The 26,795-nt window shown below is 65.7% G+C and carries 25 protein-coding genes and 1 pseudogene; 21 read left to right on the forward strand and 5 right to left on the reverse strand.

The features are described from left to right. Positions 1 to 10 precede the first annotated feature (10 nt). The 3 genes from BM43_RS31935 to BM43_RS37690 are packed head-to-tail and all read left to right on the forward strand — an operon-like array spanning position 11 to position 5,360. Complete coding sequence (locus BM43_RS31935) at positions 11 to 859, forward strand: hypothetical protein (RefSeq protein WP_144417710.1); 849 nt, start codon at positions 11 to 13, stop codon at positions 857 to 859. Between the two features lie 11 nt (positions 860 to 870). Beyond that, a complete protein-coding gene (locus BM43_RS37685) occupies positions 871 to 2,316 on the forward strand; it encodes a hypothetical protein (protein WP_036051778.1) in 1,446 nt (481 codons plus the stop codon). Continuing rightward, a complete protein-coding gene (locus BM43_RS37690; protein ID WP_052409081.1) occupies positions 2,316 to 5,360 on the forward strand; it encodes a glucosaminidase domain-containing protein in 3,045 nt (1,014 codons plus the stop codon). The genes BM43_RS37685 and BM43_RS37690 overlap by 1 nt, the downstream gene beginning before the upstream one ends. On the opposite strand, the gene BM43_RS40955 is transcribed toward BM43_RS37690, so the two are convergent. Beyond that, entirely contained in the window at positions 5,329 to 5,508 is a 180-nt protein-coding gene (locus tag BM43_RS40955) for a hypothetical protein (protein WP_124083818.1), read from the reverse strand. The two genes, BM43_RS37690 and BM43_RS40955, sit on opposite strands and share 32 nt — an antisense overlap. An 80-nt stretch (positions 5,509 to 5,588) precedes the next feature. Here BM43_RS40955 and BM43_RS31955 point away from each other — a divergent pair, with 80 nt between their 5' ends. From BM43_RS31955 to BM43_RS32005, 10 genes are all read left to right on the forward strand, one after another. Next, the gene (locus BM43_RS31955) at positions 5,589 to 7,520 is read left to right on the forward strand and encodes a transporter (RefSeq protein ID WP_144417711.1); all 1,932 of its coding nucleotides are present in this window, start codon (positions 5,589 to 5,591) and stop codon (positions 7,518 to 7,520) included. 9 nt (positions 7,521 to 7,529) lie between these two features. Continuing rightward, complete coding sequence (locus BM43_RS31960) at positions 7,530 to 7,847, forward strand: hypothetical protein (protein WP_124083820.1); 318 nt, start codon at positions 7,530 to 7,532, stop codon at positions 7,845 to 7,847. Beyond that, positions 7,835 to 8,092 carry a DUF7940 domain-containing protein gene (locus tag BM43_RS31965; protein WP_230676282.1) on the forward strand — a complete coding sequence of 86 codons (258 nt, stop codon included), beginning with the start codon at positions 7,835 to 7,837 and terminating at the stop codon, positions 8,090 to 8,092. The genes BM43_RS31960 and BM43_RS31965 overlap by 13 nt, the downstream gene beginning before the upstream one ends. Continuing rightward, positions 8,082 to 8,909 (forward strand): lysozyme, encoded by an 828-nt coding sequence (locus BM43_RS31970; RefSeq protein WP_036051775.1) that lies wholly within the window; start codon positions 8,082 to 8,084, stop codon positions 8,907 to 8,909. Before BM43_RS31965 ends, BM43_RS31970 begins: the two co-directional genes overlap by 11 nt. Position 8,910: 1 nt before the next feature. After that, a complete protein-coding gene (locus BM43_RS31975; RefSeq protein ID WP_036051773.1) occupies positions 8,911 to 9,135 on the forward strand; it encodes a hypothetical protein in 225 nt (74 codons plus the stop codon). Then, positions 9,132 to 9,437 (forward strand): hypothetical protein, encoded by a 306-nt coding sequence (locus BM43_RS31980; RefSeq protein WP_042283636.1) that lies wholly within the window; start codon positions 9,132 to 9,134, stop codon positions 9,435 to 9,437. The genes BM43_RS31975 and BM43_RS31980 overlap by 4 nt, the downstream gene beginning before the upstream one ends. Further along, positions 9,409 to 9,648 carry a hypothetical protein gene (locus BM43_RS31985; protein ID WP_036051772.1) on the forward strand — a complete coding sequence of 80 codons (240 nt, stop codon included), beginning with the start codon at positions 9,409 to 9,411 and terminating at the stop codon, positions 9,646 to 9,648. The genes BM43_RS31980 and BM43_RS31985 overlap by 29 nt, the downstream gene beginning before the upstream one ends. 12 nt (positions 9,649 to 9,660) lie before the next feature. After that, positions 9,661 to 10,065 (forward strand): hypothetical protein, encoded by a 405-nt coding sequence (locus tag BM43_RS31990; protein WP_036051771.1) that lies wholly within the window; start codon positions 9,661 to 9,663, stop codon positions 10,063 to 10,065. A 389-nt stretch (positions 10,066 to 10,454) separates the two neighbouring features. Further along, a complete protein-coding gene (bamC, locus tag BM43_RS32000) occupies positions 10,455 to 11,678 on the forward strand; it encodes an outer membrane protein assembly factor BamC (RefSeq protein WP_036051770.1) in 1,224 nt (407 codons plus the stop codon). Between the two features lie 493 nt (positions 11,679 to 12,171). After that, the gene (locus BM43_RS32005) at positions 12,172 to 12,462 is read left to right on the forward strand and encodes a putative quinol monooxygenase (protein WP_013697766.1); all 291 of its coding nucleotides are present in this window, start codon (positions 12,172 to 12,174) and stop codon (positions 12,460 to 12,462) included. A 51-nt stretch (positions 12,463 to 12,513) separates the two neighbouring features. Here the strand turns inward: BM43_RS32005 and BM43_RS32010 are convergent, their stop codons facing one another. From BM43_RS32010 to BM43_RS32020, 3 genes are all read right to left on the reverse strand, one after another. After that, positions 12,514 to 12,768, reverse strand: a complete 255-nt coding sequence (locus tag BM43_RS32010; RefSeq protein WP_013697767.1) for a hypothetical protein — start codon at positions 12,766 to 12,768, stop codon at positions 12,514 to 12,516. Positions 12,769 to 12,927: 159 nt separating this feature from the next. Further along, positions 12,928 to 13,188, reverse strand: coding sequence for a hypothetical protein (locus tag BM43_RS32015; RefSeq protein ID WP_013697768.1), 261 nt, complete (start codon positions 13,186 to 13,188; stop codon positions 12,928 to 12,930). 228 nt (positions 13,189 to 13,416) lie between these two features. Further along, a complete protein-coding gene (locus BM43_RS32020; protein WP_036051768.1) occupies positions 13,417 to 14,133 on the reverse strand; it encodes a YdcF family protein in 717 nt (238 codons plus the stop codon). 200 nt (positions 14,134 to 14,333) lie between these two features. On the opposite strand from BM43_RS32020, the gene BM43_RS32025 reads away from it, so the two are divergent. Further along, positions 14,334 to 14,651, forward strand: coding sequence for a hypothetical protein (locus BM43_RS32025; RefSeq protein WP_013697770.1), 318 nt, complete (start codon positions 14,334 to 14,336; stop codon positions 14,649 to 14,651). A 590-nt stretch (positions 14,652 to 15,241) separates the two neighbouring features. On the opposite strand, the pseudogene BM43_RS32030 reads toward BM43_RS32025, so the two are convergent. Next, positions 15,242 to 15,637: pseudogene (locus tag BM43_RS32030) on the reverse strand (transposase); the annotation flags it as partial. Positions 15,638 to 16,055: 418 nt separating this feature from the next. On the opposite strand from BM43_RS32030, the gene BM43_RS32035 reads away from it, so the two are divergent. The 7 genes from BM43_RS32035 (at position 16,056) to infB (ending at position 26,691) form a co-directional block, all read left to right on the forward strand. Then, positions 16,056 to 16,958: a LysR family transcriptional regulator gene (locus BM43_RS32035; RefSeq protein WP_025098688.1), complete on the forward strand. Its 903-nt coding sequence runs from the start codon at positions 16,056 to 16,058 to the stop codon at positions 16,956 to 16,958. A 64-nt stretch (positions 16,959 to 17,022) separates the two neighbouring features. Further along, positions 17,023 to 18,228 (forward strand): pyridoxal phosphate-dependent aminotransferase, encoded by a 1,206-nt coding sequence (locus BM43_RS32040; RefSeq protein ID WP_036051766.1) that lies wholly within the window; start codon positions 17,023 to 17,025, stop codon positions 18,226 to 18,228. A 304-nt stretch (positions 18,229 to 18,532) separates the two neighbouring features. After that, positions 18,533 to 19,633, forward strand: coding sequence for an SMC-Scp complex subunit ScpB (scpB, locus tag BM43_RS32045; RefSeq protein WP_036051765.1), 1,101 nt, complete (start codon positions 18,533 to 18,535; stop codon positions 19,631 to 19,633). 63 nt (positions 19,634 to 19,696) lie between these two features. Then, a complete protein-coding gene (gene rluB, locus BM43_RS32050) occupies positions 19,697 to 21,406 on the forward strand; it encodes a 23S rRNA pseudouridine(2605) synthase RluB (protein WP_036051764.1) in 1,710 nt (569 codons plus the stop codon). Between the two features lie 291 nt (positions 21,407 to 21,697). Continuing rightward, positions 21,698 to 22,159 (forward strand): ribosome maturation factor RimP, encoded by a 462-nt coding sequence (gene rimP, locus BM43_RS32055; protein WP_013697776.1) that lies wholly within the window; start codon positions 21,698 to 21,700, stop codon positions 22,157 to 22,159. Next, positions 22,156 to 23,631, forward strand: a complete 1,476-nt coding sequence (gene nusA / locus BM43_RS32060; protein WP_013697777.1) for a transcription termination factor NusA — start codon at positions 22,156 to 22,158, stop codon at positions 23,629 to 23,631. Before rimP ends, nusA begins: the two co-directional genes overlap by 4 nt. A gap of 93 nt (positions 23,632 to 23,724) precedes the next feature. Continuing rightward, complete coding sequence (infB, locus tag BM43_RS32065; protein ID WP_036041284.1) at positions 23,725 to 26,691, forward strand: translation initiation factor IF-2; 2,967 nt, start codon at positions 23,725 to 23,727, stop codon at positions 26,689 to 26,691. Positions 26,692 to 26,795: the final 104 nt, after the last annotated feature.

Raw genomic sequence — 26,795 nt, forward strand, 5'->3', positions numbered from 1 at the left:
GGGGATCGATATGGTCGCAGCAGCAATCGGTGTAGGCGCGGCAACCGGGCTTGCCGGTGCCGCGGTGAGTTCCAGCGCGGCGAGCAGCGCGGCAGACACGCAAGCGGACGCCGCGAACCGGGCGGCCGATCTCCAGAACCAGCAATGGCAGCAGACCCAGGCCAATCTCAAGCCGTATCTGCAGCTGGGCACGTCGGCCATCAGTCCGCTGCTGGCCGCGATGGGCTACAACGTCACGCAGAACGGGGACGGCTCCTATTCGTTCAACGGCACGAACCCCAACAATCCGCTGCAGCAGACGTTCAGCTACGGAGCCTTCACGGCGCCGACGGCGGCGCAGGCTCAGGCCACGCCGGGCTATCAGTTCACGTTGGGGCAGGGCCTGAAGTCGGTCCAGAACAGTGCCGCGGCGCGTGGCCTCGGCACCTCCGGCGCGGCGCTCAAGGGTGCCTCGAACTATGCGACCGGCCTGGCCGACTCGACCTATAACGACGTGTTCAATCGCGCGCTGAGCGCCTACAACGCCAATTTCGGCACGGCGCAGGGGGTGTTCAACACGAACTACAACACGGCGGCGAACAACGTCAATCGCCTGACGGGACTCGTCAACAGCGGCCAGAACGCGGCTGCGACGAACGGGTCGCTGGGCGCGGCGACGGCGGGCAATATCGGCAACACGCTGACGAGCGGGGCCAATGCGATCGCCTCGGGGACGGTCGGCTCGTCGAACGCACTGACCAATGCGCTCAGCGGTATCGGAAGCAACGCGCTGACCTATGGACTGCTCACCAACAATGCCGGCGGCAATGGCTCGACCGGCGCTATCGGCATTCCGGGCTGGACCCCGGCGGGTAGTTAAGGGAGATACGAATGGCACTCGATACCTCGATCCCGCTCCAAGCGAAGGCGCCAGCCAGCAACCCGCTGCAGACGGCTCTCCAGGCTGCGCAGTTTCGGATGGCGAACGCGCAAGGCAATGCGCTGCAGCAGCAGATCGGCGCGAACCAGGCTGTGTCGCAAGCGATCCAGGCACATACGGACCCCCAAGGAGCGACCGACTGGAACGCCGTGAAAGGTGACCTTGCAGCGAATCCGGCTGGCGCGTACAACCTCCCGGCGCTGACGAAAAGCCTGATCGACAACCAGCAGGCGCAGACCACGCTTCAGACCGGACAGCTCGAGCAATCGATCAAAGCGCAGTCGGGTTTGCGGCAGGGCTTGGGCAGCCTGCTCGCGAAGCCGGATCTTTCGCCGAACGACGTCATCAACTTCGCTGGCACGCAGCTGCAGGCCGGCGCGATCACGCCGCAGGTGTATCAGGCGGAATTGCAGTCCATGCCGCAGGATCCGCAAGCGTTGCGCGGGTGGGTGCAGCAGCATTACATGTCCGCGCTGAATGGCGAGACGCAGCTCAATGCAATGATGCCGAAGTACGCGCAGATCAACACCGGCCCGGCCACGGTGGCCGTCAACCAGAACCCGCTCGCGGCCGGCGGCGGCGTCGGCACGGTCGGATACACCGTGCAGAACGGACTCTCGCCGAGCGACGCGCTTTCGCAAGGCATCACGATCAACCAGAACGGCCAGCCTACGACGTACACGAAAGGGCAGATGGCGGGCGGCCAGGTTCCGCAGCAGCCGGGCGGCGGCTACGCCACCGGCGCGCCGCTCGGCGCCGGCGACATCGCCTCGGGCGCGGCGACCCGCTACAACACGCTGCAGACGGCCGCGGCGCAGGCCAAGCCGATGATGCAGACCTACGATCTCGCGAGCCAAGCTCTGAATGGCGCCATCACGGCAGGGAAGGGTGCCGCCCCGATCGCGAGCGCCGGCGGCGTCGTGCAGACGCTGGCGAACGCCGTCGGGCTCGGCAGCAAGGTGACGGGCGACAGCGTGAAGGACTACCAGTTGCTGACGAGCTACCTGAACAGCGCGGCAGACCAGGCGGCGCAGTCGCTCGGCCTGTCGGGCAGCGATGCGCGCGTGGCCGCGGCCAAGGCTGGTCAGCCCGACCCGAGCAACATGAACCTGCCGGCCCTGCAGGAGTCGATCGCGCACGCGCGCGGCCTGCAACAGGCGCTGCTCGACCGCCAGCAGGCGGCCACCACCTTCCTCGGCCAGAACGGTAACAACACCAGCCAGCTGCCGCAGTTCGAGGCAAAGTGGAACCAGGCGTTCAATCCGGATGTGTCCTACATCCGCTCGCTGCCTGATCCGCAAGCCCAGCAGGCAGCCATGCAGAAGCTGCAGGCCGAGGGCAAGCTGCAGTCTTGGGTGCAGGACTATCAGGCCATGAAAGCGCTGGGGGCATTCTGATGGCCGACATTCTCGGTTTCGTCCAGCAATACGCACCGGTGGCCGCCGCCGTCGGCCAGCGCATCGGGGTCTCGCCGGACGTGCTGCTCGGCCAGTGGGGCCTCGAAACGGGGTGGGGGAAGTCGCTGGTCCCCGGCACCAACAACCTCGGCAACATCAAGGGCGCCGGGGTCGCGGCGACCGACAACCAGACGGGCAGCACGGACCAGTATCGAGCGTATGCCACGCCGGCCGCCTTCGGGAGCGACTTCGCGAACCTGATCACCGGCCGCTACCAGGATGCGCTCGGCACCGGCTCGGATGCGGCGGCCTATGGCAAGGCGCTCCAGTCCGGCGGCTACGCCGAGGATTCGAAGTATGCGAGCAAGCTGTCCGGCGCTGTCGATATGGTGAGGAAGTTCGGGAGCGCGATCGCATCCGCGCTGTCCGGCAGCGCGAGCGCTTCGGAACTGACGCCGGCCCAGCAGGGCGCGGCGCCGGTTATCTCGCCGACGGGGCAGCAGATCAACCCGGCATCCCCAGGCGCGGCCCCAGCATCCCCGGGATTTTCCGGTGCACCCGCATCGTCCGGTTCGAGTGGTGATCCGCTTCTGGACATGGCGAGCGGCGTGATGTCGGGCAAGCCGGTTGCAGCCGCGGCGCCAGCTCAACCGGCAGCTACGGGGGCCACGCCGCAGACCAGCTCGCCGACGGCGCCCGGGCCGGCCGCAGCACCGGGTGATGATCCGCTGCTCGCCATGGCAAACAGCGTGATGTCGTCGAAGGCAGCCGCCGCGGCGCCGGCGGCTGCCGCGTCTGCGCCGGATTCTTCGGCACCGCCAGCGGCCGCCGCATCCTGGCCTGGCGGCGAGCTCGGCCGTCAACTTGGCCTGACGGCGCGCGCGGCCGGGCACGGGATTGCCGATGCGGTAGATCTGTTCGGCGCGCCGCTGAACGCGACGATCAATACGCTGTTCGGTGCACACCTCCACAATCCCGGCGACGCGATCCGGGGCGCCACCGATGCCATCACGCCGGCGCCGCAGAACGCCCTCGAGCGCGTCATCAATGCCGGTGCGGCCGGCATGGCCGGCGCCGGGCCGCTCGCGAAAGCTGGCACCCTTGTTGCCGATGTGGCGAACCCGATCATCCGGGCGATCGGCACCGAATTGGCCGCGGCGCCTGGCTCTCAGATCATCGGTGGCGCGACGGGCGCGATGTCCAGCCAAGCGGCGGCGCAGGCCGGTGCGAACCCGCTCGTGCAGATGCTGGCCGGCGCTGTGGGGGGCGGCGCGGGTTTCGCGGGCGCCCGTGGTGCGGCTGCAGGCATCGATCGCGCGCTGGCTGCCGGCGCGCCGGCGGCCGAGACTCCGGCCGCGGCACGCGTCGAGCCGAGCATGCCGCAGCCTGGCGCCGCGCCCGGCGGCGGCGCTGCCTCGGCCGCGCCCGAGGCGCAGCCCGGGTCGATCTTCTATACGGACTCGCAGGGCAACACCTCGACGGCGGCGCCGACAGGCGCCACCGCGAATACTCAGGCCTCCTCGCTCCGCGGCGTTGGCGCGGCACAGACCGATCTCAACCCGTATGCCGGCCAGCTGACGGGCGAAGAAGCTGCCCGCGGCGGGAGTTCGGCATTCCCGCAGGTGAAGGTGGTCAAAGGTTCCGGAGACGTGTCTCCGGCTGAGCAGGCGGTTCGCGCACAGATCGCCAACGAGGTGCTGGGTCCGGAGAACGACGCGGTGCGCACCGGCGTGATCACCGGCAACGAGGACGCACTGCGCAGCGAATACACGCTTTCGCGCAGCTCCGACAATACGCCCGAGCAGGTCGCACTGCGCGCGCAGATCGCGCGCGAGCAACAGGCGCTGTCGAACTATGCGCAGGACCGCATTGCTGCGACGGGAGCGAACCCGAACCTGATCAATAACGAGCAACGCGGCCAGGTCATCAACGACGCCTTCTTCGGGCCCGACAGCCTGAACGACTATTTCCAGCAGGCGAAGAACCAGATCTACGACCAGGCGCGGATCGAGTCTGGCGGCAACCCGATCCGATCAACGCATGTCGATGACCTGCTGTCCGATCCCCAGTTTCTTGCTGAAGCGGAACGAAGTGGTAACAGCCGGGTGATTTCCGGGATCTCGCGACTGATCGATCTCGCGCGCTCGACAGGATTCCGCGATCCGATCACCGGCGAAACAACGGCGCCTGGCAGTGTCGCGGCGTGGGATGCGGTGCGCAAGTCCAACAACGCAGACTGGAACGACGGAAACGCCAGGACGCTCGGCGCGATCAACCGAGCGATCGATCAGGACATTGCCGCGGCCGCTGGCTCGGATGCCTACAAAATGGGTGACGCGCTCCACCAGGCACAGCAGACGATCACCGGCGCGCGCGGTTTTCGACAGGCGTTCGGGGATGCCGATCCGAACGGGGTGAAAACCGGAGCGGCGCTCGAGCAGATTCCCGCGCGCCTGAACAACATGCCCTTGGATCAGTGGCGGCATATCTACAACACGCTCGACGATCTATCGCGCGGCCGCATCAGTGGTGCCCCAGAAGGCATTCCCGCCGTTCCTGTCGAGCTGCAGCAGCAGGCCGCGGCGGCGCGCGACGAAATGTCCGGAGCGCTCGCGCGCGAGGTGTACGAGCAGGGCGCGGGGAAGTCGGGCGTGTGGAACCAGAACAGCGCGAACAAGACGCTCAATTCGGTGGTGGGGCAGAAGATCCTCGAGACGTTTCCGCCGGATGAGATCCAGCGCTTTCACGCTCTCAACTATGCCGGCCAGATCATGCCGGGCGTGCATTCCTACGAGGGGGCCGGGCTTCAGACGCAGCGCCTTGCGAAAGGTAGCCTGTTCGAGCGCCATGCGCAGAAAGTTGCAACGTCTATCGGCGGTGGGATTGGAGGAGCGGTGGGCGGCCCGGCGGGCGCAACGCTCGGCGGCTCGGCTGGCAGCTGGGCAGGCAACAAGCTGGCCCAGGGCGCGGCTGCCACTCGCCTTCAGGGCGATGCAAACCGATTGCTTGATGCTATGCGCGCGAACTCAAAAAAAGGTCGATAGGTTTGACGATTTCGTAGAGCCAGCGCCATACCCAATTTGTTTCGTCGCCGTCGCACACGATGGTGTAGATGCTCAAGGGAAACCAGGCGCCGGTAACGATCACCAGAACGAGCGCTGCGACTTTCAATAGCCATTTAACGGTTTTCATGAAGTACCCCGAACCCCGCCCAGTGCGGGGTTTTTCGATTATAGGCCGCCTCCGGGCGGCCTTTTTGTTTTGGAGCGGCAATGGCATCCATCCTTCCGAACGGACGGGTCCAGTTCATCGATCAGAACGGAAAGCCTCTGGTGGGCGGATCCGTCACATTCTACGAACCGGGGACCACTACCAAAAAAGACACGTATCAGGACTCGGCCATGACCGAGCCCAATACGAACCCGGTTGTGCTCGACTCTCGCGGGCAAGCAACGATCTGGGGTAGCGGGACTTATCGCCAGGTCGTGCAGGACGTGTTCGACGTGACGATCTGGGACCAGGTCGTCTCCTCGTCAGCGTCTTCGGATGACCTGGCTGGCACGGACGGCGCGGGCATGATCGGGCTGCCAGACGGCACCACGTTGGCTCAGGCCGTTAAATCCGGTCTGAACAAGAACGTCACCTCGATCGCGATGCTGCGCACGCTCTCGTCGTTGATCTTCACGATGGCGTTTGCGACCGGCTACTACGGATCGCACGACGGCGGAGGCGGCCCATATCAGCTCGATCCGAACGACACTTCGAGTCTCGACAACGGTGGCACCGTCATCGTCGCCAACGACGGCGGCCGATGGAAACTGCAGCTGATCGACACGGTATCGATCATGCAGTTCGGCGCGCGCCGCGGCGAAGTGGCCGATGGGATCGACGTGGGCGACAACACCGCGCGCATCCAGGCGTGCTTGAACTGCGGCCTCGCGATATGGGAAGTTCCCGAGGGACGGTTCGTCCATAGCGACCTCGTGATTCCCCAGGTGACGAATCACGTGCTGTTCGGCTCGGGACCGGCGAGCACTTTCGTGCAGACGGGTGGCGGATTGCATTACCCGAGCATGGCGGAGAACTGCTTCAATTCGCACGGCACGATTCGCAATCTGAATTTCGATGGAACGGCTGGCACGGCCAACACGCTCGACACGACCTATTGCCAGACGCTGGATATCCTCGACGTATCGTTCAACAACACGCCGGCTACTCTCAGCTCGCTGAAGCTCGACGGTAACCCGACCTCGAGCACCTATGCGCACGACGTGCGCGTGATGAATATCCGGATCTACTCGACGACGGCTGGAAATGCCGGGATCGCGCTTGGCGCATGGCATTCCGACTCGTCTATCGACAACTTCCAGATGGACGGGCAGTTCCAGGTCAACTACTGCTTGTTTGCCGAGATCAACGCCCAGACCACCTATATCTCGAATTCGCATCCCTACAACGCGAAGATCAACGTTGTTCGTCTCGATGGCAACAACACGCACTTCCGCTGGACGAACGTCACCTTCGACAACGCGTTGCAGCACACGTTCTATCAGCTCAACTCGGTGAACGGGCAGTTTTCGAACTGCTATTTCCAGAGCACCAACGTGGGCTGGTGCGCCGTCATCCTCGACCACTCGTTCAACAACAACTTCACGAACATCAAGTTCGAGTCTCCGTTCGGCGTCGCGAACACGTGCTTCCAGGAGCTCAACGGGTCGGATGGGAACAAGCTCGTCGTGTGGCAGATCGACGATCCCGCTCACTGGACTGCACTGGTCAATCTCACCGGCAGCAACAGCATTGCGAAGGGCTGCGAGTTCTACGGCAAGTTCGACACGGTCTATCCGTTGGCTGGCGTAGCGAGGGCCGCGCAGGCGCCAAACACTGCGCTCGATTACGGCGCGAATGGCGGTGTCGGCGGCCTGACGAATGAGGGATGGTGCGCGCCGCTCGATGGATTCATTCGCCGACTTGTCGTGTTCTTCGACAACGCGCCGGCGTCGGGCCAGACCTTCACGTTCAACCTTCGCAAGAACGGCGTCGCCGTAGCAGGCGCGATTGTGCCGGCCGGTCAGTTCGGCGTGACGATCGAACCGAGCCCGCCGACGGCTGTTCTTGCGGGCGATCAGATCAGCGTCCAGTCCGTGTTCTCGCCTGGCGCGAATTCGGCCTCGCCGCGGTATTCCGTTGTCTTCATCGGTTGAGGTCTGTACATGAGCACATCCCCCAGCGGCGGTAAGCGGTTCCTGGATATGACGGTCAACGTTCAGTCGCTCGTGATGGCGATCTTGGGCGGCGTCATCTCGATCGTGTTGGCCTATTTCGCGGTGATCTCGCGCGTCGACAAGGTCGAGGCACATGCGCAGGCCCAGGACGATCGGATGACGCGTATCGAGCAGACGCAGATTCAGCAGAAGTCGGACACGAACCAGCAGCTGCGCGATATCAGCAGCGACGTCAGCTACATCCGCAATTACTTGCTCAACAATGCGGCCGGCGGCCGCGAGGATACCCGGAGGTGGTCGAAGTGAAAATTCGTCTCGTCGAAGATTGGAAAGAGGCGTGGAAGTGGAGCGAGATGCGGCTGCTGGCGATCGGCGCCGCTGTCTTGGCCGCCATGCCGCACTTGTTCTCCCTCCTCTCGGACAACTGGCCGTCGATCGCGCCTTGGGTGATGACCTACTTCCCAAAGGCGCCGGCCACGATCGTCCCGGTGATCGGCCTGGTGATCACGATGATTGCCCGCGTGCTCGAGGTGAGCCGTCATGATCAATGATCTGATCGCCGCAGTGCTCGCGCTATTCCGGCGCCCGGCGGCGCGGCCCACATTGCCCGAGGCGAGCCCCCAAGTAGCCCCGGGCGCCCCGGCGCATCCGGATGCCGTGCAGCTCGCGCAACCGCCGGTGCGCCAGGTGCCGCCGGACCTCTTGCCGCCCGCGACACCCATGCAAGTATCGCAGCCGGAAACGCCCATCCAGCAAGCCTCGCCGGGCGGGCCGGGGCTCGATTGGCTCGCCCTCTGCCGCCCGCTGTCTCAGCACTTCGAGAGCTGCTACCTGACCGCATATCCGGATCCGGCCTCGCCGCTTGGCAAGGCCCTGCAGGCGCGCGGCATCTGGTATCAGGTGCTGGGCGGCATGCCGATCCCCGCCGACCCGGCGCTGCGAGCGCTCTCCGGCGCGCCGTGGACGTGCGGCTGGGGTTCGACCGGGCCTGACGTGCGCGAAGGCACCACGTGGACGCAGGCCACCGCCGACGCGCGCCACGATGCGAACCTTGAGCAGGCGGCAGAGCTGGTCGACCGCGCCGTCACCGTGGTGCTGGCGCCGCACGAAAAGGCTGCCATGGTCAGCATCATGAACAACGTCGGACCGGGCCGGGCGCGGCGCGCCGGCGATCCCGGTCGGGACGGCATCGTGGTGCTGACGAGCGGCGCGCCGTCGACGCTGCTGCGCATGCTCAACGCCGGCGCGCGCCCGGCGGCAGCTGACCAGTTCCTCGTCTGGAACCGCGCCGGCGGCGTGGTGAGCGATGGCCTGAAGCGCCGGCGCGCGGCGGAGAGAGAACTTTTCCTGACTGGTGAATGGAGCTGATATGCGAACCCTTGCAGACGACCATCCGATCGCTGCCGTGATGTCCGCCAACCGCAACGCCGAACGCTTCTTCGCGCGCGAACGTAGGCGTGTCGAGATCGAATACGACGAGAGCGAAAAGCGCAAGCGCGGCATTAAGCCCCAAAAGAAGCGTGCCAGCCCCGCCAAGCGCATTGCGGAGCGGCAGCGCCTCAGGAACCTGGCCGCGAAGGGAGGCCGTAAATGATCGCCGCCTTCCTTGCCGCGCATGCTGGCGCGCTGATTGGTTTGATCGCCGGCGCGGCCGGCATCATCTTCGGCCTGTTCCGCCACCAGCAGGCCAAAGCGACGACAGCCGCGGCCGATCAGAAGGTGGCCGAGGCGCACGCGCAGGTGGTGCAGCAGCAGACGGCTGACGCACAGGCCAACTCCACCGCGGCGCAGGCCGGGAGTGACGCCGCGGCGGCGCGCACCGCAACCGATAGCGCCGTATCCGGCATGACAACCGAGGAGGTGAAAGATGCGCTGGATTCTTGGACTCGCAAGTAGCCTGGTGCTGGCTGGATGCCCGGCGCCGGTGCAACAGCCCGTGCAGGTGGAAACTCGTACCAAGGTGATCGACACGGCCTGCAGTTGGACGAAACCGATCTACCTCGACAAGGCGGACGTGCTGACCGATGCCACGGCGCGCGCCATCCTCGAGCACAACCAGACGGGCGCGAAGAATTGCGGCTGGAAGCCCTTGGCGCCGTCGAAATAACCGGAGCTCCTGATGACCACCACCAATATGCCGGCGATCGACATGCAAGATCCCGGCTCTTCCACCGGAGCGCGCTCCCTCGGTACTTCGATCAGTGTTGCGAATGCACCACAGGCCGGAGACATCTTCATAGGCCCGACGATTCCGGATGGTGCCGCGCTGGAGAACGTGACGGTATCCATCGGGGGCATCGACGGGTCGAGGGAGCCAGCATTCGAATATGCGTTGACCTGCGACGGTCTTCCGGTGATTTCGGCCGGGCAAGTCGGCTATGTGATGGCGTCGAACGTCGGGTTCGGTCCGACGCGGATGTCCGGTCCGGTGTCGCTCACCGTGACCAAGGCGCCGGCCGCGTTCGCCGCCGGGTCGATCACGTTGATGGTCTACTTCACGCCGACACCCCCTTCCGCGACCTGATTTCTTCCAAAAAGATAGGCTGTGCTGCCGGCAAACCGGCGCCAATTGATGCCTAAAAATTACTCATAATTTTGGAAGGGAGCGCGGCAATTCGACGCCGGCCGTGCCATTGGGGCCGAATCTCACCCTGCATGGGGTGCAGGTGGTCGGAGGTTCAAATCCTCTCGCCCCGACCAGAATAAAACCCGCATCGGTGAAAGCCGATGCGGGTTTTTTCGTTATGCGCTGCAGCTCAACTCGGCCCTATCTGCGCGATTTCCCTTTATCCGGGTCGTCCCCGGTATAAACGACAGCCTGCTTTTTGCACTTGACGGCGCGAGCCCGGTAAAATGCGCGGTTGATCCACGGAAAAGTGCCCGTGGCCTCTAAGCCGGAAGGATTCCCTGAACATGTCTGATCTTCGTCTTACCAAGCGGTTTGCGGTTGTGCTGGCAACCGGCGCGTTCGTGGCAGGGTGCAGCTCGCCGTCGCCCACGAAAATCGACTACAAGAGCGATTCCCGGGTCAAGGAGGCGTCGCTCGCGGTGCCGCCGAACATGATGGATGAAACGGCCGACCAGCGTTCGCTGCCGCCGGTCAACGGCGAAACCTCGCTGTCGAGCCTGCAGCAGACGCAGCAGGTCGCGCCGCAGTCCGATACGGCCGTGGTCCCCGTCACGCCGGGCATGCACCTGCAACGCGACGGCACCGAGAGCTGGCTCGTCATCGACGACCAGGCGCCCGCCGCGGTCTGGCCGCAGATCCGCCGTTTCTGGCAGGAGCAGGGTTTCCTGCTCGTGATCGACCAGCGCGACAAGGGCGTGATGGAAACCGACTGGAACGAGACGCATCCGTCGGTCAACCAGGGCCTGATCCGCGGCGTGATCACCAAGGCGATGGGCAATTCCTACGTGACGGCCGAGCGCAACAAGTACCGCACGCGGCTCGACGCCGCGCCCAATGGCGGCACCTACGTGTTCATCAGCCAGAAGGGCATGCGCGAGGCCCTGACCGGTACGAACAACGATTCGAGCAAGTGGGAAACCCGGCCGAACGATCCGGCGCTCGAGACCGAATACCTGAAGCGCCTGATGGCCGTGCTGGCGCAGAACGACGCGCGGGCCAAGGCCGGCGGTACCACGGCTGCAGCCGTGGCGGCACCGGCCGCCGCGCCTGCCGATGCGAAGAAGGGCGGCGATGCAGCGGCAGCGGCGGTGGCCGCACAGAACGTCGCCAACTCGGCGGCGCCGGCTCGCTCCTCCGGCCGCGTCGTCAGCGGCGACGTGCCCGACGTGCCGTCGGAGCTCACGCTCGGCGAGCCCTATGACCGTTCCTGGCTGCGTGTCGGGCTCGCGCTCGATCGCGCCAATTTCACGGTCGACGATCGCGATCGCACCAAGGGGCTCTATTACGTCAGCTACGTCGATCCGAAGGACCTGACCGCGGCCGAGCAGGGCTTCTGGAGCCAGCTGTTCCACGGCAAGAAGGAAAAGACCGCGAAACAGTACCTCGTCAACGTCAAGGCGCTGACGCAGGACCAGACGCGCATCGCCATCGTCGACGCCAGCGGCAACATCGACTCGACCGGCCCGGCCCGCCAGATCATGGCCTTGCTGGCGAACCAGTTGCGCTGATCCGGTTCTCCGCCGCTCTCGAAAGCCCGCCATTCGGCGGGCTTTTTCTTTGATGCGCGCGAAACGATACGACGTTACGTAACGTTACCCGGTAACGAAACCGGTCAACGCCCGTTTAATTTCGATGTGCATGATTGTGAATTCAATTAAATCAACGAGTTAGGATGAAATTTTCGCCTGGCACGGAAGCTGCTGTTATCTATCGGAATGATGTTGCCCCGACACATCATTCGCGAGGCGGAACGGCATGGCGCCGGATCCGCCGTCGCGAATCGTTCGATGGCCCGATGCGCCTTGAGCATCGGCCCGGCTTGATGGCCCGTGCGCGAGCATGGGCCTCGTTGGCCCCGTCGCCTATCCTCGTAGGGCGACGGTTTTGCCCGCGCTTCGAAGGAAGCGCGGGCAATTTTTTTTGTGGGGCTGGAATCCTCGCGTCACGGCCGAGCCGCGAGGATTCGTGTACGCTGCCCATTTTCTTGACGGGAGTTCAGAGATGTCGGAAATCGCAGTGGTGGCCACGATCATCGCCAAGCCGGGGATGGAGGACAAGCTGCTGGAACAGGTCGGGACCATCGTCGGGCCGACGCGCCTCGAGGCCGGGGCGCTGCAATACGATCTGCACCGCGATCGCGACGATCCGCGGCGCTTCGTGTTCTTCGAGCGTTGGGAAAGCGAGGCGGCGCTGGCGGCGCACGCCCAGTCTGCGCATATCCTGGCCTACCGGAAGGCCGCGGCGGACTTCATCGACAGCGCGGAGATCCGCGTGATGCAGCGGATCGCCTGAAGGCGGGCAATAGCGGGGCGGCGCGATGCCGCCCGCTTTCAATGTGATGCCTCAGTGCGCGTTCGGCACGTCGAGGATCAGGATGATGGTCCAGTCGGCGTCGCCGTCATGGTGATACTGCCGTTCGACCACGATGAACGGCTGCTGCTTGCCTTGCGGCCCCAGGAACAGCACATCGCCTTCCATCGGCAGGCACTCGATCGGCGGCAGGGCGAGATACGCCTCGTCGGAGCCGCGCGGCATCAGTTGCTTGATCTTGTGCGTTGCCGCTTCGGTCCATTCGATGTCTAGCTGGATATTGCTCATTCTGTCCTCCGCACCGGAGTGCGCACGGGTGGAAAAGTCGGGTGCGCGACTTTAGCACAGCGTGCGCGATGTGCCGTGCCATGAAAAAAGCCGAACCCGGATCGACCGGATTCGGCTCGTGGCGGCCGCGCTGCCCGACAGGCTGTGCGGGGTAGGCGCTTACTGGCTGGCCGCCTCTGCCTTGGCGGCCTTCTTGCCGGCATGATGCTTCTTGCCCATATGGTGCTTCTCGTGCATCGGCTGCTCTTCACGCGCGGCACGCTGGGCGTCCTGCTGCTGTTGCAGAGCTTGAGCCCGCTGCTCGATTTCGGCGATCTTGGCCGGGTCGGTGATCGTCGTGATCGTCGTGCTTTCTTGCGCATAGGCCGCGCCAGCCAGAGCCGACATCGAAACCAGAATAGCCAGGGACATTTTCTTCATTGCTCTACCTCCGCTAAGTGGTGATGGACCCGAGTTTGCCGATCCGTCCGGCACTGCAACCGAGTGAGCCGAGTGTAGCAAAAGTGACGGATCAATGCACTTTCGGGCATCCTGAACGATCCGGCGTGTCGCGGTCGCGACAGTGGCGCGTGCCGACATGCGCGCGCCACGGACCTATGGACGGGCCGATTGATGCCTGTGGCTTGATGATGTGGCGGCGCCGTGACATCAGAACCAGCCGAGCCGCCGATACGCGTAAAATTGCACGATTCCGGCGATCTCGTGCAGGGCGCGCGAGGCCGCGACGAAATTGTGCCAGACCGGGCGCCAGCCGAGAATCGGCCGCAACTGGTTCGCGTAGACGGGCTGCGGCTCGATATCGAAGCGCGCGAAATCGAGCAGGGCGCGGCGCATCTGGTATGAGGATGTCACGAGAATTGTCGCGTCGTAATGTTGGGCGAGTAGGATGGGTGCCGTGTACTTCGCGTTTTCGTAGGTCGTGCGGCTGCGCGTCTCGAGAATCAGGTCGCGCTCGGCGACGCCACGCTCGCGCAGCAGCGGCGCGTAGAGTTGGGCCTCGCTGATACCATGGTGATGCGGATCGCCGCCTGTCACGACGATGTCGCATTGCGATGCGATTGCTTGGCATACCGAATGGAGTTCGGCGGCGCGGACGATGCGCGAAAGCGCGTCGTCGGGCGGCACCAGTTCCCCGTGGCGGTGCTCGATGCCGCCGCCGAGCAGGATGATGGCAGTGTGCCCGCGCATCGCAGGCGCTTCGACCGGTTCGACCCCGGATTCGGCCAGGGCGACCAGCGGCGCGGCCAGCCAGCCGGTGCCGATCGCCAGCAGCAGGGCGAGGCCGGTGGCGGCGATCGCGAAACGGCGCTTGCGCCAGAGGGCGGCTGCTACGAAGAGCAGCACAAATGAATCGAACAGAATCAATTTGAATGGGGTAAGGTAACTTTTTGCCCGCTCGGGTTCGACCGGTTCCGGGTGCTGCGAAATGTGGCGCGGAACCGGTAGGGAAGGCGCAGGTGGATCATGGGTAGCGTCCGCCTGTCGTTGCGTGGCGGTGTCGGCCGGAGCAGCCCCGGGCCGGCGAGGCCGCCAGCAGGATCGCTGTACTTTGAGAAAGAGTCCAGATGGCCACGTATTCCAACGAAGCAGTGCTTGATGCCTTGAGGCGCGTGCAATACCGGCAAGTCCCCTGGGCGCGGCGCCCTAACGTCTTCGGATACCTTCGCAGCCTGGGACTGATGGATACGGTGCGCCAGAAGACGGTCGCGCCGGCCCCGGGCTTCCATGCTCCCGTCGACATCGCCGTGCTGACCGATACCGGCCGCGCCGAATTCGCCAGGCTGGAACATGACGAAAAGCAACTGAGCTGGACCGATCGTCGTATCGACGACTACGTGCTGAGCGACGCGAGCGCGGTGTCGATCCTGGAGAGCCGCCTCTAGCATAGGGACTAGTCAAAAAAACGCCCGTATCGCGAGATACGGGCGGTACCGGGTACATTGCTGCTGCCAGGCTGTGCTCATGGCATTCGTTGTGACTGCCGGCCTCGCCCGCAGTTCCCGGTTTTCTGGATATTTGCCGCGGGGCCTAGCGTCGTGGCAGCACGCCGGACGAGCACGGCGGCGGAGCGCCGTGGATCCGGGCATTGCTGGCGATATCGCCGCGCAGGTCGCCGCGCGGTACCACGGCGGGCCGGTCTGACGGCGGCGCCGGTGGCGGATGTGCATGACCGGCATGCCCCGCCTGGCCGGGCGGCGTTCTCGCTGGCTGGTCGGCCAGTGCACGCGGGGCGAGCGCCAGGGCAAGCACCATGCTCGCGGTAGCGAGCAGTAAGTGGCTTGGCATGGTTCGGGCTCCCTTCAAGCCGTCATCGCGGCCTGTTTTACCTGACCTTACGGTAGGGGTGGGAGCGCCTGCACGCTGTAAGCAATGGTAAAGAGATGTTTCGCGCACGCCGCCATCGGGCGATGGCGGGCGGCGGCGAATCGGCCGCGCGGGCGGAGCGATCTGCCCGGCGTCGTTGGTCGGATCAGGCCATCTTCACAGGGGCGCGCCAGGATTCCGGATTGGTCCAGAATGCACCCCGCAGGCGATCGCGGCTCGGCGGCGCCGGCGGCTTCACGGCGCTGGCACCGATCCGGCCGCGCAGCGAAACCTGGCGGCCGCTGGTGCCGAGGCGTTTCACGACTTCGGCGAGGGTGCCGTCGGCCTGCCACTCGTCGAAGCGCCGACGGCAGGTCGGCGGCGACGGATAGCGCCCGGGCAGCTTCGACCAACCCTCGCCCGTCGACAGTACCCAAAGAACGGCGTTCACGACCGAACGTGCTTCCACGCGGGGACGGCCACGACGCTCACTGCGTGTGGGTTCCGCGCAGAAAAGTCCTTCGACCAGCGCCCATTCGTTATCCTTCAAATCGTCGAACAGCATCATGTCCTCACCTCAGCGAAGCTAACTCCGGTGCGCTGCCCTGCGCCGCGCACTCTTCAAGCACCCGATCCACGTCGGGTGCCGGGTGGGGGTGCCGTATTCCTTCTTCCGCCGAACGTATCGCCGTGCATCCGAAGGTTCCCGCGACCCTGTACGCGACTTGATGCACGAAGCGTGCCATGTCGGCGGCAATCCCCGTGAAAGCCGCATCGCACCGGGCCGACGGCCAAGTCAGCTAGGGGCGTATAAGACGCCAAAATGACCCCGCGGCAAATCGGGACAATCACCAATCTTGTGCAATCGAGCCCGCGCGGCGTGCGCCGCGGGCCCTGCTGCACCGCACCGACTCATCGCGAGCCGTTCCTCGGCGAAGGCCCTACAATCGCGCATCGAAGCGTGAGATTGATGAGGGCATTCAATGAATATCACCCTGCGCCAACTGAGGGTGTTTATCGAAGTCTCCCGGCTGCGCAGCTTCAGCCGGGCCGGCGACGAGATCGGGCTCACGCAGTCCGCCGTCAGCCGCTGCGTGCGCGAACTCGAGGGCGAGATCGGCCTCAAGCTGATCGATCGCACCACGCGCGACGTGCAGTTGACCGATGCGGGGTCGAATCTGATCTCCAGCGTGTCGCGCCTCCTGGTGGACCTCGACGATGCCCTGCGCGAGATTCGCGAGATCGGCGAACAGCGGCGCGGCCGCGTGGTGGTGGCGGCCAGCCCGACCATCGCCTGCCGTTTGATGCCTCGCGTGGTGGCGGCCGCCGAACGGCAGTTCCCGTTCGTCACGCTCGGGCTGCGCGACGATGTGCAGAGCGACGTGCTGCGCAAGGTGAAGTCGGGCGAGGTCGATTTCGGCGTGGTGATCGGGCCGCTGGCGGTGGTCGACCTGGTCTGCGAACCGCTCATGACCGATTCGTTCTGCCTGGTCGCGCGCGCCGATCATCGGCTCGCGGCGGCCGAGAGCGTGCCCTGGAGCGCCCTGGACGGCGAGCGGCTGGTGCTGCTCGACTACGCCTCGGGCAGCCGGCCGCTGATCGACGCGGCACTGAGCCTGCATCGCGTCGGCGCGTCGGTGGTGCAGGAGCTCGGCCATTCGGCGACGGTGTTCGGCCTGATCGAGGCAGGGGTCGGCGTGAGCGTGCTGCCCTGGCTGTCCCTGCCCTTGCCGGCGGGGTCCTCGCTGGTGGCGCGCCCCCTGTCGCCGCGCACCGAGCGCACCGTGGAGCTGGTGCGACGGCGCGACCGTTCGCTGTCGCCGGCCGCCGAGGCGATCTGGGGACTGGTGAGGGACATGCCGGCGCGGGCCGAGGATCTCGCCTGAAGGCGGGCGCCGCGACGCCTGGCACCAGAATCGGGCGCGGCCCGCTACACTGGCGACGATCATCATGGGAGAGTCGGGCTTGGATGCTTTCGTCAACACCTCGGGACCTGCACCGGATGTGCGCGTGGCGGTCGAATCGCTGCGGCCTTCGCTGATCCGCGAAGTCGCCAATGCCGGATTCGGCCTCGACGGCGTACTGCCGTTCTGGTTCGGCGAATCGGACCGGGTCACGCCGGCCTTCATCCGCGATGCGGCCAGCGCGGCGCTCGCCCACGGCGAGACCTTCTACACCCACAATCTCGGCGCGGCGCCGCTGCGCGAGGCGTTGGCCGACTACGTTTCGTCCCGCCACGGCCCGACGCGGGCCGCCCAGATCGCCGTCACCAGCGCCGGCGTCAGCGCGCTGATGCTGGCCGCGCAGTTGCTGGTCGGCGCAGGCGACCGCGTGGTGGCGATCACGCCGCTGTGGCCCAACCTGGTCGAGATTCCCAAGATTCTCGGCGCGCGGGTCGAATGCGTGCCGCTGGCGTTCGACGAGGCGGGTTGGCGGCTCGATCTCGAACGGCTGCTGGCGGCGCTGACGCCGGACACGCGCATGCTGTTTGTCAATTCGCCCAACAATCCCACCGGCTGGACTCTTTCGACGGCCGAGCAGGCCGCTATCCTCGCGCATTGTCGGCGACACGGCATCTGGATCGTGGCCGACGAAGTCTACGAACGGCTCGGTTTTGGCGAGGGCGGCGCGCCCTCGTTCCTCGATCTGGCCAGCCGCGACGAGCGCGTGATCGTGGTCAATTCCTTCTCGAAGGCCTGGGCGATGACGGGCTGGCGGCTCGGCTGGCTGGTGGCGCCCGAGCGCACCATGGACGCCCTGTCCAAGCTGGTCGAGTACAACACCTCGTGCGCGCCGGGCTTCGTGCAGGCCGCGGGCGTGGCGGCGGTGCGCGAGGGCGAACCGTTCGTCGCCGAGTTTGTCGCGTCGCTGCGCGCCGCCCGCGATCACCTGGTGGCCGCGCTCAACGGCTTGCCCGGTGTGCATGTCGAGGCGCCGGACGGCGCCATGTACCTGTTCCTGCGCCTGCCGGGCGCGGCCGACAGCCTGACGTTCTGCAAGCGCCTGGTGCGCGAGGCGGGGCTAGGGCTGGCACCGGGACGCGCCTTCGGTGACGAGGGAGAGGGTTTCGTGCGCTGGTGTTATGCCTGTGACGTGGCCCGGCTCGACGCAGGCGTCGAGCGCCTGAAAGCCTTTTTGCAGGGAGCGGGCGGTTGAGGGCGAAGGCGGGCTGGTCGGCATGGCGATTGAAAACCATTGCCCGAAAAAGCGTGGCATCGATCTAATGGCCGGCTTTACGCGTCGTCGGAATGTGCGTAAGATGGCGTCCAGTCACGCGATTCCATCATGGTTTCGTGCTGTTCCGTCCGGTCAGGGTCAGGCAATACGCTGGTTTCGCCACCCCCGGTTCGTGCTCCCATCAATATGACCGATCAGAATCGGGCGAGCGCGTCTTCTGTTCCTTATCGTCTGTTTCGTATATTGATCCGGTTCGTTTGACCAGAGGGTCTGGCCTAGCTGCATGAATACCCAAGAGGCGAAGATCGTCCTCGAGACTGCCTTGATCTGCGCGCAGGAACCGCTCAAATTGGGCGATCTGCGGCAGCTCTTTGCCGACACCGTGTCGGCGGATACAGTCCGAACGTTGCTCGAAGAATTGAAGGAAGCGTGGTCCGGCCGCGGCGTGGAGCTTGTCGCGCTGGCGACGGGCTGGCGCTTTCAGAGCAAGCCGGCGATGCGCGTCTATCTGGATCGGCTGCATCCGGAAAAGCCGCCGAAATATTCGCGCGCGGTGCTCGAGACGCTGGCGATCATCGCTTATCGCCAGCCGGTCACGCGCGGCGATATCGAGGAGATTCGCGGCGTCACGGTGAATACGCAGGTCGTGAAGCAACTCGAGGATCGCGGCTGGATCGAGGTGATCGGCCATCGTGACGTGCCGGGCCGTCCGGCGCTCTATGCGACGACGAAACAGTTTCTCGACGATCTCGGGCTGAAGGCGCTCGACGATCTGCCGGCGCTCGAAGAGCCCGCCGCGCATCTCGAGGCGAGCCTGCTGGCGCAGGCATCGATGGAATTCAACGAAGGCGAGGCCGGTCTCGACGTGGCTGATCCCGCGGCATCGAGCGAGTCGCTCCAGGCGAATGCCGGGGGCGAGCCGGTGCCGGGCGCGAGCGGCGATGCTGCCGACCTGTCGCTGGGGGAGAGCCAGGCCGCAGGTGGCGAGGTGCGCGGTCCCATCGGCTTGGATTTGGCCGGCTCGGTCGAGCCGGTCGAAGCAAAGGATGCCTCGGAGCAAGTCGAGCCGGCCGCCGAAACTGTCATCGAACAGCAGGAATCGCAGCCTGTCGAGGCGAGCGCCGAGCCGGCGGAGACGGAACCCGCCCGGCCGCTCGCGGTCGAGCATGAAGCAGGACAAGGCCCCGTGCCTGGTGCCGAGATCGACGACGAGTCGGCCCGCCACCACGATGCGCAAGCCAGCCGCAACCCGGCGGACGCAGTACCACACGATATCGACGCGGCCCCGGCCTACCGGCACGGCGACGCAACCGGTTCAGCGGAAGACACCGGCTCGGGCGATGCCTCGCCCGACGAGGACGAGCCCGCGCAACGCCGCGCTTGATTGCGGCCATATAGAGATTGCCGCGCCCGCGACGGGCGCGAGACCTGACATTTCGAGGTTGTTTTGACTGATACCCACGACACTGATTCGTCCGAATCCGCGCACGCCCAGGCTTCGCGCGCCGAGGACGCTCCCGAGCAGACCGGCCAGGACGCGGGCGGCGAAGACCGTCCGCGCCGCGGTCTGCGTCGCGGCCCGCGCAGCCTGATCGCGCGTCGTCGCGCGGCGGCGAAATCGAAGAATGCCGATCCGGCGGCAGAAGGCGCGGAAGCCGCGCCGGCCGAGGCAGCCGAAGAGGGTGCGCCGGCCGAGGCCCCCGCGCCGCGCGCTGCGCGCAGCAAGGACGGCGCCGCGAAGGCGCCGCGCAAGACGGCCGCCAAGCGCGAAGGCGCGGCAGCGCAACCGCGGCAGGGCAAGCGCGGCGCGGCAGCCGCTGCGCCGGCCGCGGAGGCTCCCTCAGGCGGCGGCAGCGCCGGGCAGGACGACATCTTCTCCTACGTGACCTCGCCGGCCTTCGATGCCGACAACTCCGGCGGCGGCAATGGCGTGCGCGCCCCGATGCTGCGCCGTGGCCGCCAGGCGCCCAAGCGCGTGCTTGCACCGGAAGACGACGCGCCGAAGCTGCACAAGGTGCTGGCCGAAGCCGGCATGGGTTCGCGTCGCGAGATGGAAGAGCTGATCGTCGCCGGCCGCGTGTCGGTGAACGGCGAGCCGGCTCACATTGGCCAGCGTATCCTGCCGACCGACCAGGTCCGGATCAACGGCAAGCCGGTCAAGCGCAAGCTGGCGAACAAGCCGCCGCGCGTGCTGCTGTATCACAAGCCGACCGGCGAAATCGTCAGTCATGCCGATCCGGAAGGCCGCGCCTCGGTGTTCGATCGCCTGCCGCCGATGAAGACGGCGAAATGGCTCGCGGTCGGCCGGCTCGACTTCAATACCGAAGGTCTGCTGATGCTGACCACCTCGGGCGACCTGGCGAACCGCTTCATGCACCCGCGCTATAGCGTGGAGCGCGAATACGCGGTGCGCGTGGTCGGCGAGCTCAACGAGGCCTCGCGCCAGAAGCTGCTGCACGGCGTCGAACTCGAGGACGGCCCGGCGAACTTCCTGCGGATCCGCGACGGCGGCGGCGAAGGCACCAATCACTGGTACCACGTGGCGCTGGCCGAAGGCCGCAACCGCGAGGTGCGTCGCATGTTCGAGGCGGTCGGCCTGATGGTGAGCCGGCTGATCCGCACGCGTCACGGCTCGATCCCGCTGCCGCGCGGCCTCAAGCGCGGCCGCTGGGAAGAACTCGACGAGGCGCAGGTCCGCAAGCTGATGGCGACCGTCGGCCTGAAGGTCGCCGCCGACGAGAAAGGCAAGCGCGGCGGGGCCGGCCAGGCCGAGCGCCGCCAGCCCGATCCGATGCAGACCTCGATGGGCTTCCTCAATCGCGAACCGGTGCTGACCACCCATGGCCAGCTCGACCAACCGCGTCGCGGCGGCCGTCGCGGCGCTCAGGGCGGCGGTTTCGGTGCCGGCTTTGGCGGTGGCGGCGCGGCGGCCGGCGGCTTTGGCGGTAACGCCAACGGCAACCGTCGCGGCGGTGGCGATGTCGACGGTAATCGCTTGTCGTATGGCGCGAACAACGGCAACAAGCGCGGCGGCGGCAAGAGCCAGGGCCCGCGCGGTGCCAGCGGCAATCGCGCGGACGGCGGCGGCAATGCCGGCGGCAACGCGCGCGGCGGCCAGCGCCCGCAGCAGCAGCGCAACCGCGCTCGCGGCCGCTGAACCTCGGTCGCTGCACCGATCAATCGGAAAACGATGGGGAAACCGGCCTTTCAGGCCGGTTTCATGGGCGATGCTTTGCGTTTGGGTTAAAAAACGCTATAATCGCAAAGTCGCTGGGCGTACGGGTTTAATGTGCGGCCTAGATGCGACCACCAGAGTAAGAAGATGGGCGTTTCGCCCATTTTTTTTTGCTGAAACGGTTGGGCATCTCGGGTAGCGCTTCCTGCGCCGGCAAGGCGCGCGTCTGCGGGTGAATCGCGAACGGCGGGCGCGAACACCTGAGAGGACACTGTGCAACTGACGGAACTGATAGAAACCACGGTCACCGGGCTCGGTTACGAGCTGGTCGATCTCGAGCGCACCGGGCGCGGCATGCTCTGCGTCTACATCGATCAGCCGGCGGGCATCTCGATCGACGATTGCGAAAAGGTCACGCGTCAGCTCCAGCACGTATTGACGGTCGAAAACATCGATTACGAACGGCTCGAGGTTTCGTCGCCCGGCCTGGACCGTCCGCTGAAGAAGCTGGCCGACTTTGAACGGTTCGCCGGAAACGAAATCTCCGTCACCCTGAAAAAGCCGCTGGAAGGCCGCAAGACCTACCGCGGCATTCTGCATGCGCCGAACGGCGAAACGATCGGTTTGGAATTCGAGAGGAAGAAGGGCGAGGCGGCCATGCTGGATTTCACGCTGGCCGACATCGACAAAGCCCGCCTGATTCCGCAAGTTGACTTTAGGAGCCGCAAACAATGAGTCGCGAAGTGTTGATGCTGGTGGATGCGCTGGCACGCGAGAAAAACGTCGACAAGGATATCGTGCTGGGCGCGCTCGAAGCCGCGCTCGCCTCGGCCTCCAAGAAGCTGTTCGACGAAGGCGCCGAAATCCGTGTCCATATCGATCGTGAAAGCGGCGAGCACGAAACCTACCGGCGCTGGCTGGTGGTGCCGGACGAAGCCGGCCTCCAGGAGCCGGATCGCGAGATCCTGTTGTTCGAGGCGCGCGAACAGAAGGCCGAGATCGAGGTCGGCGACTACATCGAGGAATCGGTGCCGTCGATCGAGTTCGGCCGGATCGGCGCGCAGGCCGCCAAGCAGGTGATTCTGCAGAAGGTTCGCGACGCGGAGCGCGAGCAGATCCTGAACGACTACCTCGAGCGCGGCGAGAAGATCATGACCGGCACGGTCAAGCGTCTCGACAAGGGCAACTTCATCGTCGAGTCGGGCCGTGTCGAGGCGCTGCTGCGCCGTGATCAGCTGATTCCGAAGGAAAACCTGCGCGTGGGCGACCGCGTGCGCGCCTATATCGCCAAGGTCGATCGCACCGCGCGCGGTCCGCAGATCGAGCTGTCGCGCACGGCGCCCGAATTCCTGATGAAGCTGTTCGAGATGGAAGTGCCGGAAATCGAGCAGGGCCTGCTCGAGATCAAGGCGGCAGCGCGCGATCCCGGCGTTCGTGCGAAGATCGGCGTGGTCGCCTACGACAAGCGGATCGATCCGATCGGCACCTGCGTCGGCATCCGCGGTTCGCGCGTGCAGGCCGTGCGCAACGAGCTCGGTGGCGAAAACATCGACATCGTGCTATGGTCCGACGATCCCGCCCAGTTCGTGATCGGCGCGCTCGCGCCGGCAGCCGTGCAATCGATCGTCGTCGATGAAGAAAAGCACTCGATGGACGTCGTCGTCGATGAAAGCGAGCTGGCTGTCGCGATCGGCCGGAGCGGCCAGAACGTGCGCCTTGCCAGCGAACTGACCGGCTGGCAGATCAACATCATGACGCCGGACGAATCCGCCCTGAAGCAAGGTGAAGAGCGTGACCGTCTGCGCAGCCTGTTCATGGCGCGCCTCGATGTCGACGAGGAAGTGGCTGACATCCTGATCGACGAAGGTTTCACCAGCCTCGAAGAAATCGCCTATGTCCCGCTGAACGAAATGCTCGAGATCGAGGCGTTCGACGAGGAGACCGTGCACGAGCTGCGCAACCGCGCGCGCGATGCCCTGTTGACGATGGCGATCGCCAACGAGGAAAAGGTGGAAAATGCTGCGCTCGACCTGAAGAGCCTCGACGGCATCACGCCGGAGTTGCTCGCGAAGCTGGCGGAACATAGCGTGGCGACGCGCGACGATCTCGCCGAGCTGGCTGTCGACGAACTGGTCGAGATGACCGGAGTGGAAGAGGAAGCCGCGAAAGCGCTGATCATGAAAGCACGTGAACACTGGTTCCAGTGAGAAATGACCATGGCGCACTGATATTTGGCGGCCGGAAGGCCGCATGACCCGATGCTAACCGCAAGGAATCGGTCCTTGCACTAAGAGGAATGAATGGCGAGTAACAACGTAGCCCAATTTGCCGCGGAACTGAAAATGCCTGCTGGTGTGCTGCTCGAACAGCTGCAGGCAGCGGGCGTCCAGAAAGCGAGTGAAGACGATGCGCTGTCGGAAACCGACAAGGCGCGTCTGCTCGATCATTTGCGTAAATCGCACGGCTCGTCCGACGCCGACAAGCGCAAGATCACGCTGACCCGCCGGCACACGTCGGAAATCAAGCAATCCGATGCAACGGGTAAGGCTCGCACCATTCAGGTCGAGGTGCGCAAGAAGCGGACGTTCGTGAAACGCGACGATGTCGCGGAGAACGGCGCCGATGTGGGCCAGGACCAGGCGGACGATGCGGCGGCCGAGGCCGATCTGAAGCGTCGCGAGGAAGAAGCGCGCCACGAGGCCGAGCTGCTCGAGAAGCAGGCGCAGGAGCTGCGCGAGCGCCAGGAGCGTCTCGAACGCGAGGAAGCCGATCGTCGGGCTCGTGAGGAAGCGGCCGAGGCCGAGCGTCGCCGCGCCGAGGAAGAAGCGGCCAGCAAGCGCGCGGCGGCGGCCCAGGCGCAAGCCCAGGCCCAGCAGCAGGCTGCCGCGCAGCAGGCCGCGGCCGAGCAGGAAGCCGCGCGTGCGCAGGAAACCCAGAACGCGCAGCAGTCGGCCCAGGACGAAGAGCGTGCGGCGGCCGAACGTGCCGCCCAGCGCGAAGCGGCCAAGAAGGCCGAGGACGCTGCCCGCGAGGCGGCCGACAAGGCGCGTGCCGAGCAGGAGGAAATCCGCAAGCGTCGCGAGAAGGCCGAGGCCGAGGCGCGTGCGATCCGCGAAATGATGGCGACCCCGCGCCGTGCGCAGGTCAAGGCTGTCGAGCCGCCGAAGCCGGCCGAGCCGCCCAAGGCGGCCGAGGCCAAGGGCACGCTGCACAAGCCGGCCAAGCCGGCGGGTGAAGCGGGCGCGCGTCCGGCCAATGCGGCAGCGGCGAAGAAGCCCGCCACCGCGGCGCCGGCGAACGCCAATGCCAATACCAGCGCACCGGGCGCGGCCGATCGCAACAAGAAGCCGGCCGGCAAGGGTGGTTGGCAGGACGACGCATCGAAGCGTCGTGGCATCAAGACGCGCGGCGATTCCAGCGGCGGCGTCGATCGCGGCTGGCGCGGCGGCCCGAAGGGGCGCGGCCGTCACCAGGACAGCGCTTCGTCGTTCCAGGCGCCGAGCGAGCCGATCGTGCGCGAAGTGCACGTGCCGGAGACGATTTCCGTCGCCGATCTCGCGCACAAGATGTCGGTGAAGGCGTCCGAAGTCATCAAGATCATGATGAAGCTCGGCCAGATGGTCACCATCAACCAGGTGCTGGACCAGGAAACGGCGATGATCATCGTCGAGGAACTGGGTCATCGCGCCGTGGCCGCCAAGCTCGACGATCCGGAAGCGCTGCTGGTCGAGGGCGAGGTCGGCGTCGATGCGGAGCAACTGCCGCGTCCGCCGGTCGTTACGGTGATGGGTCACGTCGACCACGGCAAGACCTCGCTGCTGGACTACATTCGTCGCGCCAAGGTGGCGGCGGGCGAAGCGGGCGGCATTACGCAGCATATCGGCGCTTACCACGTCGAGACGCCGCGCGGCGTCGTCACCTTCCTCGATACGCCGGGTCACGAGGCCTTCACGGCCATGCGTGCACGCGGCGCGAAGGCGACCGACATCGTGGTGCTGGTGGTGGCCGCCGATGACGGCGTGATGCCGCAGACCAAGGAAGCCATCTCGCACGCCAAGGCGGGCGGGGTGCCGATCGTGGTCGCGATCAACAAGATCGACAAGCCGGATGCGAATCCGGATCGCGTCAAGCAGGAACTGGTTGCCGAAGGCGTGGTGCCGGAAGAGTACGGCGGTGATTCGCCGTTCGTGGCGGTGTCGGCCAAGACCGGTTCGGGCATCGACGACCTGCTCGAGAACGTGCTGCTGCAGGCCGAAGTGCTGGAACTGAAGGCACCGGTCGAGGCGCCGGCCAAGGGCATCGTGATCGAAGCGAAGCTCGACAAGGGCAAGGGCCCGGTGGCGACGGTGCTGGTGCAATCCGGCACGCTGTCGCGCGGCGACGTGGTGCTGGCCGGCACGGCCTATGGCCGCGTGCGGGCGATGCTCGACGAGAACGGCAAGCCGACCAAGTCGGCCGGCCCGTCGATCCCGGTGGAAATCCAGGGCCTGTCGGAAGTGCCGGGCGCCGGCGAGGAAGTGATCGTGCTGCCGGACGAGCGCAAGGCGCGCGAAATCGCGCTGTTCCGCCAGGGCAAGTTCCGCGATGTCAAGCTGGCCAAGCAACAGGCGGCCAAGCTCGAAAGCATGCTCGAACAGATGGGCGAAGGCGAAGTGCAGAACCTGCCGCTCATCATCAAGGCCGACGTGCAGGGTTCGCAGGAAGCGCTGGTGCAGTCGCTGCTCAAGCTGTCGACCGACGAAGTGCGCGTGCAGATCGTGCATAGCGCGGTGGGTGGCATCAGCGAAAGCGACGTCAACCTGGCCACGGCCTCGAAGGCGGTCATCATCGGCTTCAACACGCGCGCTGATGCCCAGGCCCGCAAGCTGGCCGAGTCGAACGGCATCGACATCCGCTACTACAACATCATCTACGACGCCGTGGATGAGGTGAAGGCGGCAATGTCGGGCATGCTCGCGCCGGAAAAGCGCGAAATCATCACCGGCATGGTCGAGGTGCGCCAGGTCATCAAGGTACCGAAGGTCGGCCTGGTGGCGGGTTGTATGGTCACGGACGGTGTGGTCAAGCGCTCCTCGTCGGTGCGCGTGCTGCGCAACAACGTGGTCATCTTCACGGGCGAGCTCGATTCGCTCAAGCGCTTCAAGGACGACGTGAAGGAAGTGAAGCAAGGCTTCGAGTGCGGTATGTCGATCAAGAACTTCAACGATATCGTCGAAGGCGATCAGTTCGAAGTGTTCGAGGTCACGGAAGTCGCTCGGACGCTGTAAGGCCGGCGTGAACGCTGATGGGCGGGGCAGGCGTGGGCCTGTCCCGCCCATTTTCATGGCGACGGCGATATGTGTCGTCGCCCGTTCGATGAACGGAATGACGG

It is taken from the genome of Burkholderia gladioli (genome assembly GCF_000959725.1).
GTDB lineage: Bacteria > Pseudomonadota > Gammaproteobacteria > Burkholderiales > Burkholderiaceae > Burkholderia > Burkholderia gladioli.

What these genes read in the sequence shown, in the direction of transcription:
- BM43_RS31975 (WP_036051773.1), top strand. Translation starts at nt 8,911, where the DNA reads ATGCGAACCCTTGCAGACGACCATCCGATCGCTGCCGTGATGTCCGCC.
- BM43_RS31935 (WP_144417710.1), top strand. Translation starts at nt 11, where the DNA reads ATGGTCGCAGCAGCAATCGGTGTAGGCGCGGCAACCGGGCTTGCCGGT.
- BM43_RS37685 (WP_036051778.1), top strand. Translation starts at nt 871, where the DNA reads ATGGCACTCGATACCTCGATCCCGCTCCAAGCGAAGGCGCCAGCCAGC.
- bamC (WP_036051770.1), top strand. Translation starts at nt 10,455, where the DNA reads ATGTCTGATCTTCGTCTTACCAAGCGGTTTGCGGTTGTGCTGGCAACC.
- BM43_RS32040 (WP_036051766.1), top strand. Translation starts at nt 17,023, where the DNA reads ATGGGAGAGTCGGGCTTGGATGCTTTCGTCAACACCTCGGGACCTGCA.
- BM43_RS31990 (WP_036051771.1), top strand. Translation starts at nt 9,661, where the DNA reads ATGACCACCACCAATATGCCGGCGATCGACATGCAAGATCCCGGCTCT.
- nusA (WP_013697777.1), top strand. Translation starts at nt 22,156, where the DNA reads ATGAGTCGCGAAGTGTTGATGCTGGTGGATGCGCTGGCACGCGAGAAA.
- BM43_RS32025 (WP_013697770.1), top strand. Translation starts at nt 14,334, where the DNA reads ATGGCCACGTATTCCAACGAAGCAGTGCTTGATGCCTTGAGGCGCGTG.
- BM43_RS31985 (WP_036051772.1), top strand. Translation starts at nt 9,409, where the DNA reads ATGCGCTGGATTCTTGGACTCGCAAGTAGCCTGGTGCTGGCTGGATGC.
- BM43_RS31955 (WP_144417711.1), top strand. Translation starts at nt 5,589, where the DNA reads ATGGCATCCATCCTTCCGAACGGACGGGTCCAGTTCATCGATCAGAAC.
- BM43_RS32015 (WP_013697768.1), bottom strand. Translation starts at nt 13,188, where the DNA reads ATGAAGAAAATGTCCCTGGCTATTCTGGTTTCGATGTCGGCTCTGGCT.
- BM43_RS37690 (WP_052409081.1), top strand. Translation starts at nt 2,316, where the DNA reads ATGGCCGACATTCTCGGTTTCGTCCAGCAATACGCACCGGTGGCCGCC.
- infB (WP_036041284.1), top strand. Translation starts at nt 23,725, where the DNA reads ATGGCGAGTAACAACGTAGCCCAATTTGCCGCGGAACTGAAAATGCCT.
- BM43_RS31960 (WP_124083820.1), top strand. Translation starts at nt 7,530, where the DNA reads ATGAGCACATCCCCCAGCGGCGGTAAGCGGTTCCTGGATATGACGGTC.
- BM43_RS32035 (WP_025098688.1), top strand. Translation starts at nt 16,056, where the DNA reads ATGAATATCACCCTGCGCCAACTGAGGGTGTTTATCGAAGTCTCCCGG.
- BM43_RS32005 (WP_013697766.1), top strand. Translation starts at nt 12,172, where the DNA reads ATGTCGGAAATCGCAGTGGTGGCCACGATCATCGCCAAGCCGGGGATG.
- scpB (WP_036051765.1), top strand. Translation starts at nt 18,533, where the DNA reads ATGAATACCCAAGAGGCGAAGATCGTCCTCGAGACTGCCTTGATCTGC.
- BM43_RS40955 (WP_124083818.1), bottom strand. Translation starts at nt 5,508, where the DNA reads ATGAAAACCGTTAAATGGCTATTGAAAGTCGCAGCGCTCGTTCTGGTG.
- BM43_RS31980 (WP_042283636.1), top strand. Translation starts at nt 9,132, where the DNA reads ATGATCGCCGCCTTCCTTGCCGCGCATGCTGGCGCGCTGATTGGTTTG.
- BM43_RS32010 (WP_013697767.1), bottom strand. Translation starts at nt 12,768, where the DNA reads ATGAGCAATATCCAGCTAGACATCGAATGGACCGAAGCGGCAACGCAC.
- BM43_RS31970 (WP_036051775.1), top strand. Translation starts at nt 8,082, where the DNA reads ATGATCAATGATCTGATCGCCGCAGTGCTCGCGCTATTCCGGCGCCCG.